This window comes from Pseudomonas sp. LBUM1678, from assembly GCF_059695575.1.
Genome location: NZ_CP166775.1, coordinates 160,577 through 176,717 on the forward strand (window position 1 = coordinate 160,577; position 16,141 = coordinate 176,717).

17 protein-coding genes are annotated in these 16,141 nt (G+C 61.2%); 14 read left to right on the plus strand and 3 right to left on the minus strand.

Annotated features, from left to right (window positions below; all coding sequences use genetic code 11):
* The first annotated feature begins 1 nt into the window (after position 1).
* The 6 genes from ACA070_RS00700 (at position 2) to ACA070_RS00725 (ending at position 7,248) form a co-directional block, all read left to right on the plus strand.
* Positions 2-862, plus strand: coding sequence for an ABC transporter ATP-binding protein (locus ACA070_RS00700; RefSeq protein ID WP_497449658.1), 861 nt, complete (start codon positions 2-4; stop codon positions 860-862).
* Between the two features lie 20 nt (positions 863-882).
* Positions 883-1,749, plus strand: coding sequence for an ABC transporter permease (locus ACA070_RS00705; protein WP_497449659.1), 867 nt, complete (start codon positions 883-885; stop codon positions 1,747-1,749).
* A gap of 185 nt (positions 1,750-1,934) precedes the next feature.
* Entirely contained in the window at positions 1,935-2,855 is a 921-nt protein-coding gene (locus ACA070_RS00710; protein ID WP_497449660.1) for a LysR family transcriptional regulator, read from the plus strand.
* Positions 2,856-3,074: 219 nt separating this feature from the next.
* Entirely contained in the window at positions 3,075-4,610 is a 1,536-nt protein-coding gene (locus ACA070_RS00715; RefSeq protein ID WP_497449661.1) for an MFS transporter, read from the plus strand.
* 26 nt (positions 4,611-4,636) lie between these two features.
* The gene (locus ACA070_RS00720; RefSeq protein WP_497449662.1) at positions 4,637-5,704 is read left to right on the plus strand and encodes an HlyD family secretion protein; all 1,068 of its coding nucleotides are present in this window, start codon (positions 4,637-4,639) and stop codon (positions 5,702-5,704) included.
* Positions 5,701-7,248 (plus strand): efflux transporter outer membrane subunit, encoded by a 1,548-nt coding sequence (locus tag ACA070_RS00725; protein WP_497449663.1) that lies wholly within the window; start codon positions 5,701-5,703, stop codon positions 7,246-7,248. Before ACA070_RS00720 ends, ACA070_RS00725 begins: the two co-directional genes overlap by 4 nt.
* Positions 7,249-7,573: 325 nt before the next feature.
* Here the strand turns inward: ACA070_RS00725 and ACA070_RS00730 are convergent, their stop codons facing one another.
* The 3 genes from ACA070_RS00730 to ACA070_RS00740 all read right to left on the minus strand — a co-directional run bounded on the left by ACA070_RS00730 (position 7,574) and on the right by ACA070_RS00740 (position 9,596).
* On the minus strand, positions 7,574-7,957 hold the full coding sequence (locus tag ACA070_RS00730) for a DUF6124 family protein (RefSeq protein WP_461956538.1): 384 nt from the start codon (positions 7,955-7,957) through the stop codon (positions 7,574-7,576).
* Between the two features lie 347 nt (positions 7,958-8,304).
* On the minus strand, positions 8,305-9,063 hold the full coding sequence (locus tag ACA070_RS00735; RefSeq protein ID WP_131060480.1) for a slipin family protein: 759 nt from the start codon (positions 9,061-9,063) through the stop codon (positions 8,305-8,307).
* A 2-nt stretch (positions 9,064-9,065) separates the two neighbouring features.
* Positions 9,066-9,596: an NfeD family protein gene (locus ACA070_RS00740; RefSeq protein WP_497449664.1), complete on the minus strand. Its 531-nt coding sequence runs from the start codon at positions 9,594-9,596 to the stop codon at positions 9,066-9,068.
* A gap of 199 nt (positions 9,597-9,795) precedes the next feature.
* On the opposite strand from ACA070_RS00740, the gene ACA070_RS00745 reads away from it, so the two are divergent.
* From ACA070_RS00745 to ACA070_RS00780, 8 genes are all read left to right on the plus strand, one after another.
* A complete protein-coding gene (locus ACA070_RS00745; protein ID WP_497449665.1) occupies positions 9,796-10,257 on the plus strand; it encodes an aminoacyl-tRNA deacylase in 462 nt (153 codons plus the stop codon).
* Positions 10,258-10,395: 138 nt separating this feature from the next.
* Positions 10,396-10,641 (plus strand): DUF2789 domain-containing protein, encoded by a 246-nt coding sequence (locus ACA070_RS00750; protein ID WP_131060483.1) that lies wholly within the window; start codon positions 10,396-10,398, stop codon positions 10,639-10,641.
* A gap of 96 nt (positions 10,642-10,737) precedes the next feature.
* On the plus strand, positions 10,738-10,932 hold the full coding sequence (locus ACA070_RS00755; protein ID WP_497449666.1) for a type II toxin-antitoxin system Phd/YefM family antitoxin: 195 nt from the start codon (positions 10,738-10,740) through the stop codon (positions 10,930-10,932).
* A gap of 135 nt (positions 10,933-11,067) precedes the next feature.
* Positions 11,068-11,496: a MarR family winged helix-turn-helix transcriptional regulator gene (locus tag ACA070_RS00760; protein ID WP_497449667.1), complete on the plus strand. Its 429-nt coding sequence runs from the start codon at positions 11,068-11,070 to the stop codon at positions 11,494-11,496.
* Positions 11,493-13,565, plus strand: coding sequence for an FUSC family protein (locus ACA070_RS00765; RefSeq protein ID WP_497449668.1), 2,073 nt, complete (start codon positions 11,493-11,495; stop codon positions 13,563-13,565). The genes ACA070_RS00760 and ACA070_RS00765 overlap by 4 nt, the downstream gene beginning before the upstream one ends.
* A complete protein-coding gene (locus ACA070_RS00770) occupies positions 13,562-13,771 on the plus strand; it encodes a DUF1656 domain-containing protein (protein WP_008148151.1) in 210 nt (69 codons plus the stop codon). Before ACA070_RS00765 ends, ACA070_RS00770 begins: the two co-directional genes overlap by 4 nt.
* The gene (locus tag ACA070_RS00775; RefSeq protein WP_497449669.1) at positions 13,768-14,655 is read left to right on the plus strand and encodes an efflux RND transporter periplasmic adaptor subunit; all 888 of its coding nucleotides are present in this window, start codon (positions 13,768-13,770) and stop codon (positions 14,653-14,655) included. Before ACA070_RS00770 ends, ACA070_RS00775 begins: the two co-directional genes overlap by 4 nt.
* Positions 14,652-16,100 carry an efflux transporter outer membrane subunit gene (locus ACA070_RS00780; protein ID WP_497449670.1) on the plus strand — a complete coding sequence of 483 codons (1,449 nt, stop codon included), beginning with the start codon at positions 14,652-14,654 and terminating at the stop codon, positions 16,098-16,100. Before ACA070_RS00775 ends, ACA070_RS00780 begins: the two co-directional genes overlap by 4 nt.
* The last annotated feature ends 41 nt before the right edge of the window (positions 16,101-16,141 follow it).

A 16,141-nucleotide genomic window follows, 5' to 3' on the forward strand; every position in this document is an offset into this window, starting at 1 on the left:
GATGAACGCCCCTTTGCAAGGCCACACGGCCAGCAACCTGATCGCAGCAGCCCAGGCGCTGCTGTCCGTCGACCATGTCAGCCTCGAATACCGCACGCCGCAGCGCGTGGTTCGGGCGACGCATCAGGTCAGTTTCGAAATCGATCCGGCGGACCGCTTTGTGTTGCTGGGGCCGTCGGGTTGCGGTAAATCGACGCTGCTCAAAGCGGTCGCCGGATTCATTCAACCGTGCGAGGGCGAGATCCGGCTGCAAGGGCAAACCGTTCATGCGCCGGGGCCGGACCGGATTGTGGTGTTCCAGGAATTCGATCAGCTGCCGCCGTGGAAAACCGTGAAGCAGAACGTCATGTTTCCGCTTCTCGCCTCAAAAACCCTCAAGCGCAAAGAGGCCGAAGAACGTGCGCTGCACTATCTGGACAAGGTCGGACTGGCGGCGTTTGCCGATGCCTATCCGCACACTTTGTCCGGCGGCATGAAGGCGCGAGTGGCGATCGCACGGGCGTTGGCGATGCAGCCGAAAATCCTCCTGATGGACGAACCCTTCGCCGCCCTCGATGCGCTCACCCGCCGCAAGATGCAGGAAGAATTGCTGCTGCTCTGGGAAGAGGTGCGTTTCACGCTGCTGTTCGTCACTCACTCCATCGAAGAAGCGCTGGTGGTGGGCAATCGCATTCTGTTGCTGTCGCCGCATCCGGGTCGGGTGCGGGCCGAAGTCCACAGCCATCAATACGATTTGCACAGCCTCGGTGGCGTGGCATTTCAGGAATCAGCGCGACGGATTCATCGGTTGTTGTTCGATGAAGGTCAGTCGCCGGAAACCGAGCGTGAGCTGGATTTTTCCGACATTCGCATCGCTTATTGAGCCATTGAGAGGAGTGCCCGATGAGCCATTTATCATCTGCGCGTGAAGAATTCGAAACCGTTTTGCAGCCATTGACCAGCGTGCCGGTGGAGAGGGAATTACCGCTCGGTCAGCGCCTCTGGCAACAGGCCTGGCTGCGTAAAAGCCTGATCCTGATTCTGCTCGCAGTGCTGTGGGAGGTGGTTGCCCGCGTACAGAACAACGACCTGCTGCTGCCGAGTTTTCTGCAAACCGGCAGCGCGCTGTATGACGGTTTGCTCAGCGGCGAACTGCTGGGCAAAGTCTGGATTTCGCTGGTGGTGTTGCTCAAGGGTTACTTGATCGGCATCGTCCTGGCGTTTGCCCTGACGACCCTGGCGGTGTCGACGCAGTTCGGTCGTGATCTGCTGAGCACGTTGACCTCGATGTTCAATCCGCTGCCGGCGATTGCGCTGTTGCCGTTGGCGCTGCTGTGGTTTGGGCTGGGGCAGAACAGCCTGATTTTTGTGCTGGTGCATTCGGTGCTCTGGGCCTTGGCGCTGAATACCTATGCAGGGTTTCTCGGCGTCTCGGAAACCCTGCGCATGGCCGGGCGCAATTACGGCCTCAAGGGCATGCGTTTCGTGCTGTTCATCCTGATCCCGGCGGCGCTGCCGTCGATTCTTGCCGGGCTGAAAATCGGCTGGGCGTTTGCGTGGCGAACGCTGATCGCAGCGGAATTGGTGTTTGGCGCCACCAGCGGCAAGGGCGGGTTGGGCTGGTACATCTTTCAGAATCGTAATGAGCTGTACACCGACAAGGTGTTTGCCGGGTTGGCGGTGGTGATTTTGATTGGGTTGCTGGTGGAGAACCTGGTGTTTGACACGCTGGAGCGGGTTACGGTGAAGCGGTGGGGGATGCAACGGTAAGATTTGCGGTGTCTGGTCTGGCCCCTTCGCGAGCAAGCCCGCTCCCACATTGGATTTGTGTCGATCACAAAAACCAATGTGGGAGCGGGCTTGCTCGCGAAGGCGTCAGTGCAACCACCACCCAATTCAAGGATGTTTGCTAGCATTGCGTCTGAATCAACCCAGCCCAGACACGAGTGCTCAGCATGCAACTCCCGGACATGAACCTGTTAGTCGCTCTCGACGCCTTGCTCGACGAGGGCAGCGTGGTGGGCGCTGCGCGGCGGATGAACCTCAGTCCGGCGGCAATGAGCCGAACACTCACGCGTATCCGCGAGGCCATCGGCGACCCGATTCTGGTGCGCGCCGGTCGTGGTTTAGTCCCGACGCCCAAGGCGCTGGAGCTTCGCGAGCAAGTGCGCGATGTCGTGGAGCAGGCCGCGTTGCTGTTTCGCTCGGCCGATGCGGTGGAGTTGGGTTCGTTGCGCCGTCGGTTCAGCATCCGGGCCAATGACTTTTTTGTCGGCGTCTACGGCGGCAAGCTGTTTGACACCCTGGACCGCCAGGCGCCGCATTGTGAGTTGCGCTTCGTCCCCGAAGGCGACGGCGACGATGAAGCGCTGCGCGAAGGGCGGATCGACCTGAGCATCAGCAATACCCGGCCGCTGACCCCTGAAGTGAAGATTCAGAATCTGTTTTCCACGCATTTCGTTGGCCTGGTTCGCGAAGACCATCCGCTGTTCGACGAAGAGATTACCGCCGAGCGCTTCGCTGGTTTCTCCCATATCAGCATGTCCCGTCGCGGCATTGCTCGCGGCCCGATCGATGCCGCACTCAATGCACTTGGGCTGGAGCGGCGGGTGGCGGTGATTGCGCCGAGCTTCCACGCGGCGATGTTTGCACTGCCGGATTCCGACCTGATTTTGCCGGTGCCCAAGGAAGCGCTGTTGAGTGTGCGGCGCCTGGGTTTGAAGCTGCGCTCGTTTACCCTGCCGATTCCCCTGCCCACCCTGATGCTGACCCAAGCCTGGCACCCGCGTTTCGACAAGGACCCGGCACATCGCTGGCTGCGCGAGACGCTCAAGGCTTGCTGCGACGAGACGTGGCTGGCCGCGCAACCCTCTTGAAGTTCACCCCAATCCCTGTGGGAGTGAGCCTGCTCGCGATAGGGCTATCACATTCAACATAGATGTTGACTGATCCACCGCTATCGCGAGCAGGCTCGCTCCTACAGGGGGATTGAATTGCTGCATCGGGCGCACTTATAACCTGCCAATAAGTCAGTTTTCGTAAGGTCCCGCGCTTCTTAAAATGCTCCGGTATTCAACCCCCGGAGCTTGCAGTCAATGACTTCCCTCACGGTCGCGGCACCTCTCGCCGCGGCCAGTCCAGCCGCCGTTACGCCGCCCGTCTTCGGCCCGCGGATCATCATCGGTCTGGTAGGCGTGTTGCTGGCGGTGCTGGTGTCGGGCCTCAACGAGATGGTGACCAAAGTCGCCCTGGCCGACATTCGCGGCGCATTGGCCATCGGCTATGACGAAGGCACCTGGCTGGTCGCCAGCTACACGGCGACCTCGGTAGCGGCCATGGCCTTTGCGCCGTGGTGCTCGGTGACGTTCTCGCTGCGGCGCTTCACCCTCTGCGCCATCAGCGCCTTCACCCTGCTGGGCGTGTTGTGCCCGTTCGCCCCGAATTACGAAAGCCTGCTGCTTTTGCGTACCTTGCAAGGCCTGGCTGGGGGCGCACTTCCGCCGATGCTGATGACCGTCGCGCTGCGCTTTTTACCGGCCAACGTGAAACTTTACGGTCTGGCGGGCTATGCCCTGACGGCCACCTTCGGACCAGGGCTCGGCACCCCTCTGGCCGGTTTGTGGACCGAGTACGTCGGCTGGCAATGGACCTTCTGGCAAATCATCGCCCCGTGCCTGATTGCCATGGCGGCGGTGGCTTACGGCTTGCCGCAGGATCCGCTGCGTCTGGAGCGCTTCAAGCGATTCAACTGGCGCGGCTTGCTGCTAGGGTTTCCGGCGATTTGCATGCTGGTGATCGGCATTCTGCAAGGCAATCGGCTGGATTGGTTCGAGTCGAGCCTGATCTGCGGATTGCTCGGCGGCGGGCTGTTGATGCTGGTGCTTTTCCTGATCAACGAATGGTCGCAGCCGATCCCGTTTTTCAAGATGCAAATGCTCGGCATCCGCAATCTGGCGTTCGCCTTGCTGACGCTGGCCGGGGTGTTGGTGGTGTTGCTGGCGGTGATCATTATCCCCTCCAGCTACCTGGCGCAGGTCCAGGGATATCGCCCGGTTCAGACCGCGCCGATCATGTTGTTGGCGGCCCTGCCGCAGTTGATCGCGCTGCCGCTGGTGGCGGCGCTGTGCAACCTGCGTTGGGTCGATTGCCGATGGGTGCTGGGGCTCGGCCTGAGCATGTTGGCGCTGTCGTGTATCGGTGGTTCGCAGCTGACGTCGGTGTGGATTCGTGACGATTTCTACGCGCTGCAATGGCTGCAAATCTTCGGTCAGCCCATGGCGGTGCTGCCGCTGCTGATGCTCTCTACCGGCAGCATCACACCGATGGAAGGCCCGTACGCCTCGGCCTGGTTCAACACCGTGAAAGGCCTGTCAGCGGTGGTCGCCACCGGGGTGATCGAGGCGTTGACCACGGCAAGGCTGCATTTCCATTCGACCATGCTGGTGGACAACCTCGGCAACTCCCCTCTGGCAGACAGCGACAGCGCGGGCCTTGCCCATCGTCTGCATGAGCAGGCCGTGGTGCTGACCTCATCGGATCTTTATCTGTGCATGACCGGCGTTGCGCTGGCGCTGATCCTGCTGATTTTCTGGCTGCCGACGCGGATTTATCCACCGCGCGCACCGACATGAACGCTTCACTGAAACAGAAGGTTTTTATGACGACTCAAAAAAAGCAAAAAGTGGCTGTCGGCGTCGCCGCAGTGGTGGCGGTCGGCGTGCTGATTTATCTGCTGGCGCCAGGCCTTTTCGGCAAACGCACGCAGCAGAACACCAACGATGCCTTTGTCTCGGCGGACTTCACCTTGGTGGTGCCTCGCGTAGCCGGGTTCATCAAGGAAGTGCTGGTGGAAGACAACCAGCAGGTCAAGGCCGGGCAGTTGCTGGCGTTGATCGATGACCGCGATCTGCGTGCCGCCGCCCAGGCCGCCGACGCCGAGACGCTGGTGGCCAGGGCGCAACTGCAAAACGCTCGAGCGACCCTTGAGCGCCAGGCGTCGGTGATCGCCCAGGCCCAGGCCACGGTGGTGTCGGCCAAGGCTGAAATGGCCTTTGCCGAGCATGAGTTGAATCGCTACAACCACCTCGCCGGGGTCGGTGCCGGCACGGTGCAGAATGCTCAGCAGGCGCGCACGCGCATCGATCAGGCCGCCGCGCGGTTGGCCAACGTCACGGCGGTGCTGGCGGCGGAGCGCAAGCAGGTGGAGATCCTCACGGCTCAGCGCGATGCGGCTGACGGCGGATTGAAGCGGGCGCAAGCGGCGCTGGAAATGGCCAGCTACGAGCTGTCTTACACGCGCATCGTTGCCCCTCAGGACGGCATGGTGGGCGAGCGGGCGGTGCGGGTCGGTGCTTACGTGACACCGGGCAGCAAGATTCTGGCGGTGGTGCCGCTGGCGCAGGCTTACGTGGTCGCCAATTTCCAGGAAACCCAACTGACCGACGTGAAGCCGGGGCAGGACGTGCAAGTGCGTGTCGACAGCCTTGGTGGTGAAGTCTTGACGGGTCGCGTCGAGAGCATCGCGCCGGCCACCGGTGTCACCTTCGCTTCGATCAAGCCGGACAACGCCACTGGCAACTTCACCAAGGTGGTGCAGCGGATTCCGGTAAAGATTGTGCTGGAACCGGGTCAGGCATTGGCTGAGCGGTTGCGGGTGGGGATGTCGGTGGAGGCGAGGATTGATACTGCCGGTGGGGCCACGGCGTCTGAGGTGGTTCAGCGATGAAGAGCTTTGTTGACCGGACTGACGCCTTCGCGAGCAAGCCCGCTCCCACATTGAAACGCGGTCCCCTGCGGCGAGCCTGCTCGCGAAGAGGCCGGTGGCCTCAACTCACCTTGTGCGCCTTACTCGTCATGAGCCTTTCAGCCTGCACCGTCGGCCCGGACTTCCAGAAACCTCAACCACAACAAATCACCGAGTGGTCAAAACCGTCCAAAAGCGCCGCCAGTGAAGCAGTCCCCACCGACATGAACGAACGCTGGTGGGAAGTCTTCAACGACCCGAAACTCTCGGCCCTGACCCAGCGCGCCCTGACCGACAACCTCGACCTGAAACTCGCCAGCAGCCGCTTGCAGCAAAGTCGCGCCGCACGCCAGGTGATCACCGCCAACCGTTATCCAAACACCGCCGCCACCGGCAGTTACGGGCGCAAACGCAACAGCGGCGAAGGCCTGAACGATCCCTCGGGCAACAACGGCGACTCGGCGTTCAACCTCTGGGACGCAGGCTTTTCCGCGTCCTGGGAGCTGGATTTTTGGGGCCGTGTTCGCCGCGAAACCGAAGCCGCCGACGCGACCCTGGAAGTCGCGGAAAACGATCGCCGTGGTGTGTTGCTGTCGGTACTCGCCGAAACCGCTCAGGACTACATTCAACTGCGCGGCGTACAAAGCACTCGGGCTGTCACCGAACAAAACCTCGACGTCGCCCGGCACAGTCTGAAACTCTCGCAACTGCGTCTGGCCGACGGCGTCGCCACTGACCTGGACGTCGCCGAAGCGGCCGCCCAAGTCGCCGCCATCGAATCGCGCCTGCCCGCGTTGGAACAGCGTCAGTCGCAACTGATCAACGCCTTGAGCTTGCTGATGGGCGAACCGCCTCAAGCGCTGCACGCCGAGTTATCCACCGACGTGCCCGTACCGCAAACCCCACGTCAGGTTGCCATTGGCCTGCCGTCGCAACTGGCCGAACGCCGCCCGGATATCCGTCAGGCCGAAGCCCGCCTGCATGCCGCGACCGCGAGCATCGGCGTGGCCAAGGGTGACTTCTATCCGCGGATCACCCTGTCCGGCAACATCGGTTCGCAAGCCATGCAGCTCAGCGATTTCGGCTCTTGGGGCTCGCGCGCTTTCGGCATCGGCCCGCAATTCAGTCTGCCGCTGTTCGATGGCGGCCGCCTGCGCGGGGTCTTGAACTTGCGCGAGGCCCAGCAACAGGAAGCCGCCATCGCCTACCAACAAACCGTACTACGCGCATGGCATGAAATCGACGATCAACTGAGCGCCTACAATGCCAGCCAACTGCGCCGCGACAGCCTCGCCGAAGCCGTCCGCCAAAACCAGATCGCCCTGCGCACCGCGCAGCAGCAATATGTGGAAGGGGTGGTGGATTTCGTCAATGTCCTCACGGTGCAAGGCGCGTTGCTGGCGACTCAGGAACAGTTTGTGGAGAGCTCGACCGGGGTTTCGTTGGCGATGGTGGGTTTGTACAAGGCGTTGGGCGGGGGATGGGAGTCGGTGTATCCGCTGAGGCGTTGTTGCGTGAGCGGGTAGAGCGTTGGGCGCGGGTGCCTTGAAGGCGCTAGTTGCCAAGTCATGCATTGACAGTACTGACGCCATCGCGAGCAGGCTCACTCCCACAGTTGATCTTCAGGGAACACAAATTATGTGTAGGACTGAGATTCAATGTGGGAGTGAGCCTGCTCGCGATGGCGGCGGTCAAGTCACCACAGATCTACCCGGCTAAACCTTGGCCTGAGCCTGCTTCATCTCCCACAGTTGATCTTCAGTGAATACTAACTATGTGTACGACCGGGATCCCCTGTGGGAGTGAGCCTGCTCGCGATAGCGGCGGTCGATTCACCGAAAAACTATCCGGCTAAACCTTGGTTTGAGCCTTCGCCATTTGCAACGCCTCCCAATGATCCAGCGCCCGCTCTACGAGCAACTGCACGCCATCGGCCATGCGGCTGAGTGCCAGGGCTACCGAGCGCCGTGTCCCGTCCACGTCGTCCGCGAGATCGGCCGCAATGGCGCTGATGGACAGCAGGTCTTCGGAGGCGTTGGCCAACAGGGCTTCGGTGTCGATGTCGGGGGAGACCGAGAAAAGCGCGCCTTTGCGGCGCCTGGCTGGTTTTCCGTCAGCCGGGGGGAAGTAGTGGGCGAAGGCGCGGTCAGCGGCTTCTTTGAGTTTTTCGGCCTCGAGAGAATCTTCGGAATCGGCTCCAGAGTTCTCTGGAGGATTCGGAGTTACTTTGATCATATAAAACACCCTAAACAGTTAAGTTGGAGCCGTCACCGTTCGCTTGCACGCGAATGGGGTGGCGGCCGTGCGCAGGTGTGCAAGACCGGGACTGTTTAGGACACCCAGCAGATCCGAGGATCTCCTGCGCGCAGCCGCCATAAAGCAGTGAGCACTTAAATGCTCATTGAGAGATATGGCAATTGCGACCTAAACAGTTTCGTCGGACTTGCACGTCCGTGTCACCGTTTATTCAGTGACAAACCCAGACTAGACCTGGGTTCAGGCCGGAACAAGTTCACCAACACCACTACAACTTGAAGGAAATCTCCGACGGAGCTACCAGACGTTGGCGTCTGCGCAGAAGGTCAAGATTTGGAAGACAAATCCGCCATCCCCTTGAGCAACTCGATCGGCAACGGAAAGACAATAGTCGAGGTCTTGTCTCCGGCAATCGAACTCAACGTCTGCATGTACCTCAACTGCATCGCCCCTGGCTGACGCCCCAACATCTCGGCCGCTTGCATGAGTTTTTCCGAGGCCTGCAATTCACCTTCGGCGTGGATCACCTTGGCCCGGCGTTCCCGCTCGGCTTCTGCCTGTTTGGCGATGGCGCGGACCATCGATTCGTTGAGGTCCACGTGCTTGATCTCGACGTTCGCGACCTTGATGCCCCAGGCATCGGTCTGGGCGTCGAGCACTTGCTGGATGTCGATGTTCAGCCGTTCCCGTTCGGCCAGCAGTTCATCGAGTTCATGTTTACCGAGCACCGCCCGTAACGTGGTCTGAGCCAATTGGCTGGTGGCCATGAGAAAGTCTTCGACCTGGATGATGGCCTTCTGTGGATCGAGCACGCGGAAATACAGCACAGCATTGACCTTGACCGAGACGTTGTCGCGGGTGATCACATCTTGTGGCGGTACGTCGAGGACCACGGTCCGCAGGTCGACGCGGACCATTTGCTGGACCACCGGAATCAGCAGGATCAGGCCAGGGCCCTTGACCTGCCAGAAGCGCCCGAGCTGGAACACCACCCCGCGCTCGTATTCGCGCAGGATGCGGAAGGTCGATCCCGCCAGCGCGATCAGCAGTAACAGCAGCGCGGCAAAACCCAGTTGCAGGCCCATGTCTATTCTCCCTTCGACGCCGCATCAGCCGCGGCCACTTCCAGCAGTAATCCCTTGCGTGCCACCACCCGCACCCTCTGCCCGGGTTGCAGGGGCGTAGTGCTGAGGACTTGCCACTTTTCTCCTTGCAGGTGCACCCAGCCGTTATAGACATTGCCGGCCAGCGACAACACCGGGGCCACGCTGCCAACCAGTCCTGCGTCGCCACTGACGTTTTCGCGCGGTCGGGTTTTCAGGGCGTGGATCAGCAGGAAGATCAACAGCAGCGCACTGATCAGTCCGAGGCCGATCATCAACGGCACAGGCACCTCGGTGTTAGTCATGATCACCGCGCCGATCACGAACATCACAATGCCGCCCAGCCCGATCACACCGTAATTGGGCAGCGCCGCCTCGGCGATCAGAAAGGCGATGCCGAACGTGATCAGCCAGATCCCCATTGGGTTGGGGGCCAGCAGGACGACGGTGTCCGCCGCGAAGACCGATCCGCTCAAGGCCAACAGCAGCGCAATTGCCCAGCAACGAGTGTTCACGTGACCCTCCGGGAGAGTCATTGATGGTTCTTTATACAGTCTAGCTGAGCTGTGGGTTGTACGAATTTTGACCAGTTGTTGACCTTGGCCCGGTGGGCGGATTTCACTCCGGAACGCGCCAGCAGGCCTAGACTTTCAGTACGAAGAAAAGTGTTAACCATCGTCCGCCAAACAGTGTTTGCGGACACCGAGGTGCATCATGCGCATGGCAAAAACCCTTCAGAACAGCCTGGACAAGGCGCACTGCGAATATGACATCGTTTCCCACCCGCACTCGGCCAGCAGCCTTGAAACCGCGCGCCTGGCGGGCATTCCTGCCGAAAGGGTGGCCAAGTCAGTCATCCTCGACGACCAACACGGGCATTTCCTGATGGCTGTGCTGCCCGCCAGCCGCCATCTGGACCTGAGCAAAGTTCGCAGCAGTGGCGAATGGCAGATCTCCCGGGAAAGCAACCTGCCGCACCTGTTCGATGATTGCGAACGCGGCGCCGTGCCAGCCTTGGGCGAATCCTATGGGATCGAGGTCGTTATCGACCCGCTACTGACCCGGCAGAAAGATATCTACCTGGAAGCCGGCAACCACACCAATCTGCTGCACATGGAAATGCCGCAGTTCCTGAAAATGGTGCCGCATGCCGAGGTGCGAGAGTTGAGCCAGTGAGTTTTGCGCCGTCGGTGATACCGTCATCGCGAGCAGGCTCGCTCCCACAGTTGACCGCGTGTCCCTGTGGGAGCGAGCCTGCTCGCGATTGACTGCAAAGCAGTCACCCAATCATTTGCCACAAAAAAGGAGCCCACCATGGAATCCCCAACCCACAGCCTCCCTTCCCTGTTCAAACAACTCGGCCTGCCGGACGACGCCGAAAGCATCGACAAATTCATCGCCACCCATTCACCGCTCAAACCAGAATTGCATTTGGCCGATGCGTTTTTCTGGAGTGAGGGCCAAGCGCAGTTATTGCGGGAGGAGATTCTGGATGACGCGGATTGGGCGGAGGTGGTGGATCAACTGGATGTGCTGATGAGGAAGGGGCGGGGGGTGTAAAAATCTGAGCGCAAAACCTTGTCACAGCTTTTCTGAAATGTATTACCTGAGCTGAAGTAGCTTTCATGACGATGAGTCCAACCATGAGACCGAGTCATGCAACGTGTTTTGGCAGAAAGAGTCATCAGCATCTCTGAACTCGCGAAAAGCGCAGGAGCGATGGTCCGCGAGGCGCAAGATGGGCCTATTGCGGTACTGGAAAACAACAGGATCAAGGCCTATCTGGTTTCGGCAGAGCTTTATGAAACGATGCTGGGCCGTCTAGGTAATTTCAACCTGGGGTCCGGTTGAGTGTCGTAAAAAAGGTCCGTCCGGCTAAGAATTGTTTCAAAACTTGACCAACTTTCCCCTCCAATGCCATATTGATAGTTAGCAAACTAACAGTGTGTGTTTCCCCTCGTGTCAAAAAATCTCGACGCTCTCCAGATGAACATCAGCAGCTCCATGGTGGTGGCCGCGAGGCATTGGCGGAAGATCTGCCAGACCACGCTGGTCAACTATGGAATCTCTGAAGCCTGCGCCGTCCCATTGTTGATGATCGGGCGTCTGGGCGAGGGTGTGCGGCAGGTGACGGTGGCGCAGGCGGCGGGGATGGAGAGTCCGTCGCTGGTTCGTCTGCTCGATCAGCTGTGCCATGCCGGCTATGTTCGTCGCACCGAAGACGTCCATGACCGGCGCGCCAAATGCCTGAGCCTGACGGAAACCGGTCGGGAGTTGGTGCAGGCTGTCGAGATCGAGCTGGTGCGGTTGCGCCATGAAGTGCTCGAAGGGATCGACCGCAGTGATCTGGAAGCGACGTTGCGAGTGCTGAGAGCCTTTGAAGCGGCCAACGCGCCGTCGGTGGCCAACCCTTGAGCGGATTTTTTACCGGCGTTCCTCCGGCGCGGGACTGGTTTTACGGGGTGCGCACGTTTGCGGCGTCGATGATTGCGCTGTACATCGCCATGCTCATGCAAATGCCGCGTCCGTATTGGGCGATGGCTACCGTGTATATCGTTTCCAGCCCGTTTGTCGGCCCCACCAGTTCCAAGGCGTTGTACCGCGCGGTCGGCACTTTTCTCGGTGCGGCGGCAGCGGTTTTTTTCGTGCCGATGTTTGTCCAGAGCCCCTATGTGCTGGTGGTCGTAATCGCGCTGTGGACCGGGACGTTGCTATTCCTGTCCCTGCATCTGCGCACGGCCAACAGTTACGCGCTGATGCTCGCCGGTTACACGTTGCCGCTGATTGCCTTGCCGGTGGTCGATAACCCGCTGGCGGTGTGGGATGTCGCGGAAGCGCGAACCGAGGAAATCTTCCTCGGCATCGCCGTGGCGGCGGTGGTCGGTGCGATGTTCTGGCCACGGCGGCTGGCGCCGGTGTTCAACGATTCGGTGAATAAATGGTTCGCCGATGCCTCGACTTACAGCCTGCGTTTCCTCAGCCGCAACGTACAGCCGGACGAAGTCAGTGCCTTGCGCTCGGCGATGGTGGCGACCTTCAACAGCCTGGAGTTGATGATCGGTCAGTTGCCCCACGAGGGCGCGCGGCCGCAGACGGTGCGCAACACCAAGGAACTGCGCGGGCGGATGATTCACCTGCTGCCGGTGATCGACGCCCTCGACGACGCGCTCTACGCCCTTGAACGAAGAACCCCCGAGCTTGTGGATAAGTTCGCGCCGCTGCTGACCGCGACTGCCGAATGGCTGAATCACAAGGATGCCGACCTCGTTCGCTGGCAAGCACTGAAAGATCAACTTGAGGCCTTGCAACCGTCCGCCGAAGCGCTGGATGACCGCAAGCAGCTGCTGTTTTCCAACGCGTTGTATCGCCTCGGCGAGTGGATTGATGTGTGGCAAGACTGCCGCAGCCTGCAATACGCCATTCAGTGCGAAAGCCAGGACAGCTGGCGCGCGGTGTATCGGCATTGGCGTCTGGGTCGCCTCTCGCCGTTTCTCGACCGTGGGCTGATGCTCTATTCGGCGGCGTCCACGGTGACCGCGATCATTGTCGCCTCGGTGCTGTGGATTCTGCTCGGCTGGACCGACGGTGGCGCCGCCGTGATTCTGGCAGCGGTGGCGTGCAGCTTTTTTGCCTCGATGGACGACCCGGCGCCGCAGATTTTCCGGTTCTTTTTCTGGACCGCGATGTCGGTGCTGTTTGCCAGCCTTTATCTGTTTCTGGTCCTGCCCAACCTGCATGACTTCCCGATGCTGGTGCTGGCGTTTGCCGTACCGTTCATTTGCATCGGCACCCTGACGGTCAAGCCGCAGTTTTACCTGGGCATGCTGCTGACCCTGGTCAACACCTCGTCGTTCATCAGCATTCAAGGCGCTTACGACGCGGATTTCCTCAGCTTCGCCAACTCCAACCTGGCCGGCCCCGTCGGCTTGCTGTTCGCTTTTGTCTGGACCCTGATCGCCCGGCCGTTCGGTGCGGAACTGGCGGCCAAGCGCCTGACCCGTTTCAGCTGGCGCGACATTGTCAGCCTGACCGAGCCAGCCACGTTGGCCGAACACCGCCACCTCGGTGTGCAGATGCTCGACCGCCTGATGCAGCATTTGCCGCGGCTGGCCATGACCGGGCAAGACACCGGCATTGCACTGCGGGAAGTGCGCGTAGCGCTGAACTTGCTCGACCTGCTTGCCTACACGCCGCGAGTGCTCGGCGCACCGCAAGTACTGCTGCATCAAGTGGTGGCCGAAGTCGGCGAGTATTTCAAAGCGTGCCTCAAGGCCGGCGAGCGATTGCCGGCACCGAGCCCGCTGCTGATGACCCTCGACCGCACCCGCCGCGCCCTCAACATCGAGTGCGATGACGGCACGCGTCTGCACTTGTTGCATGCCTTGAGCGGTCTGCGTCTGTCGCTGCTGCCAGGGGTTGAATTCGTCGCCTCGGGCGGACTCGAAGAACCGCTTCCCCATGGCATCGATGGAGCGCCTTTATGATCGGTGATCTGGATATCAGCGGGGTGTTCCTGCCCACGCTGCTGGTGCTGATGGGCATTACGTACGTGCTGTTCCTGTTGGTGCACGGGTTGCTGACGCGCCTGCACTTTTACCGTCTGGTCTGGCACCGGGCATTGTTCAACGTGGCTCTCTACGCCTTGCTGCTCGGCGCCGTGGACTCACTCAGTCGATACCTGATGACATGAAAAAGCCTTTTTTGACCCTCGGTCGCGTGGTCCTGACCCTGCTGATCGTGACCTTCGCCGTCGTCGTGGTCTGGCGCATGGTGATGTATTACATGTTCGCGCCCTGGACCCGGGACGGGCACATCCGTGCCGACATCGTGCAGATCGCCCCGGACGTGTCCGGGCTGATCCAGCAAGTGGAAGTGCGTGACAACCAATTGGTGAAACGCGGCCAAGTGCTGTTCAGCATTGATCAGGACCGTTTCAAACTGGCCTTGCGTCAGGCCAAGGCAGCGGTCGCCGACCGTCAGGAAACCCTGGCCCAGGCGCAACGCGAAGCCAAGCGTAACCGTGGCCTCGGCAATCTGGTGCCGGGCGAGCAGCTGGAAGAAAGCCAGTCCCGCGTGGCTCGCGCCGAAGTGGCGCTGATGGAAGCTCAGGTGGCGGTGGACAGCGCCCAGCTCAACCTCAACCGCTCGACCATTCGCAGCCCGGTGGACGGTTACGTCAACGACCGTGCTCCGCGCGCGCAGGAATTCGTCACCGCCGGGCGCCCGGTGTTGTCGGTGGTGGACAGCAATTCGTTTCACATCGACGGTTATTTTGAAGAAACCAAACTCGACGGCATTCATGTCGGCCAGTCGGTGGACATCCGGGTGGTAGGCGACCGCGCGCGTTTGCGCGGCCGTGTGGAAAGCATCGTCGCCGGCATCGAAGACCGCGACCGTAGCAGCGGCAGCAACCTGCTGCCCAACGTCAATCCGGCATTCAGCTGGGTGCGGCTGGCCCAGCGGATCCCGGTGCGGATTGCCTTTGTTGACGTGCCGGCGGATTTCCGCATGATCGCCGGGCGCACCGCGACGGTGTCGATCATAGATGACCAACCGCAGGAGCCCGCGAAATGAGCAGGGCCTCGGGTTTGGCCGTCGCCGGATTAGGCTTTTTGCTGTCGGCCTGTCAGGTGGTCGGGCCGGATTATCACTTGCCGGACGAGGCCGCCATCCACCGCGAAGACTTGCAAGGCGATCTGGCGGCAAACGGCAAAAACGTCGTCTCGGCCCCGGTGCCCGCCGATTGGTGGCGCTTGTATCAGGACCCACGCCTGGATCAGCTGGTGCAGCAGGCCATGGCCACCAACACCGATTTGCGCGTGGCGGCAGCAAGTCTGGCCCGGGCCCGCGCTCAGGTCGACGAAGCGCAGGCGGCGGGGGGCTGGAGCGGCGGTGTGAAGATCGGCGCCCAGCGTTTGCAGGAGTCCGGCGAAGCGTTTTTGCTGGCGGATAAAGTGCCCGTAGCCAACGTCGGCGACATCGGCATTACCACTTCGTATCAGTTCGATTTGTTCGGCACCTTGCAGCGCGGCATCGAGGCGGCCAAGGCCAACGCCGACGCGACCCAAGCCGCCGCCGATACCGCACGCATCACTTTGGTAGCCGATGTCGTTCGGGCTTACACCCAAGTGTGCGCGGCCAATGAGGAGCGGGAAATTGCTCAGCATTCCCTCGACCTGCAAGCCCAAGGCACCACCCTGATCCAGCGTCTGCGCGACGCCGGGCGCGGCGATGAAACCCAGGTCACTCGCTCGCAAACCCAATTCAAATCCTTGCGCGCCGACATGCCGCGTTATGAAGCCGCGCGTCAGGCCGGGTTGTTCCGTTTGTCGATGCTGTTGGCCAAACCGGTCGAGCAGTTGCCGGCCGGCACCGCCACCTGCAACGAGCTGCCGAAAATCACTCAATTGTTGCCGGTCGGTGACGGCGCCACCTTGCTCAAGCGCCGCCCCGACGTGCGTCAGGCCGAGCGCCGACTGGCTGCCGCGACCGCCGGCATCGGCATCGCCACGGGCGAGTTGTACCCGGACATCAGCATCGGCGCGACCGTCGGTACCGTCGGCATCCTGGAAAACCTCGGCAAACCGGCGACCAATCGCTGGGGCTTTGGGCCGTTGCTGACCTGGACCGTACCGTCCAACGGCTCCCGGGCGCGAATCCGTGAGGCTGAAGCGACGACCCAAGGCACGCTGGCACATTTCGATGGCGTGGTGCTCAACGCCATCCGCGAAACCCAGACCAGCCTGGCGCAGTACTCCGCGCTGCTGCAACGCCGCGATGCGTTGGCCGATGCCGAACAATCGGCGCAACTGGCCGCAGACCAGACCCACCGCTTCTTCCAGGCCGGCCGCGCGTCGTTCCTGGCGGACCTGCAAGCCACCCGCACCTACACCGATGTACGCGCGCAACTGGCCGCCGCCAACACCCAAGTTGCCATGAGCCAGATCGATTTGTTCCTCGCGTTGGGCGGTGGTTGGGAAAGCGGACGAACGCAAGCGTCACAGCCCGGCAAACCCTGAGGCCGTTGCTATGCTTTGATTTGATGAAGTCGCGCGTCGAT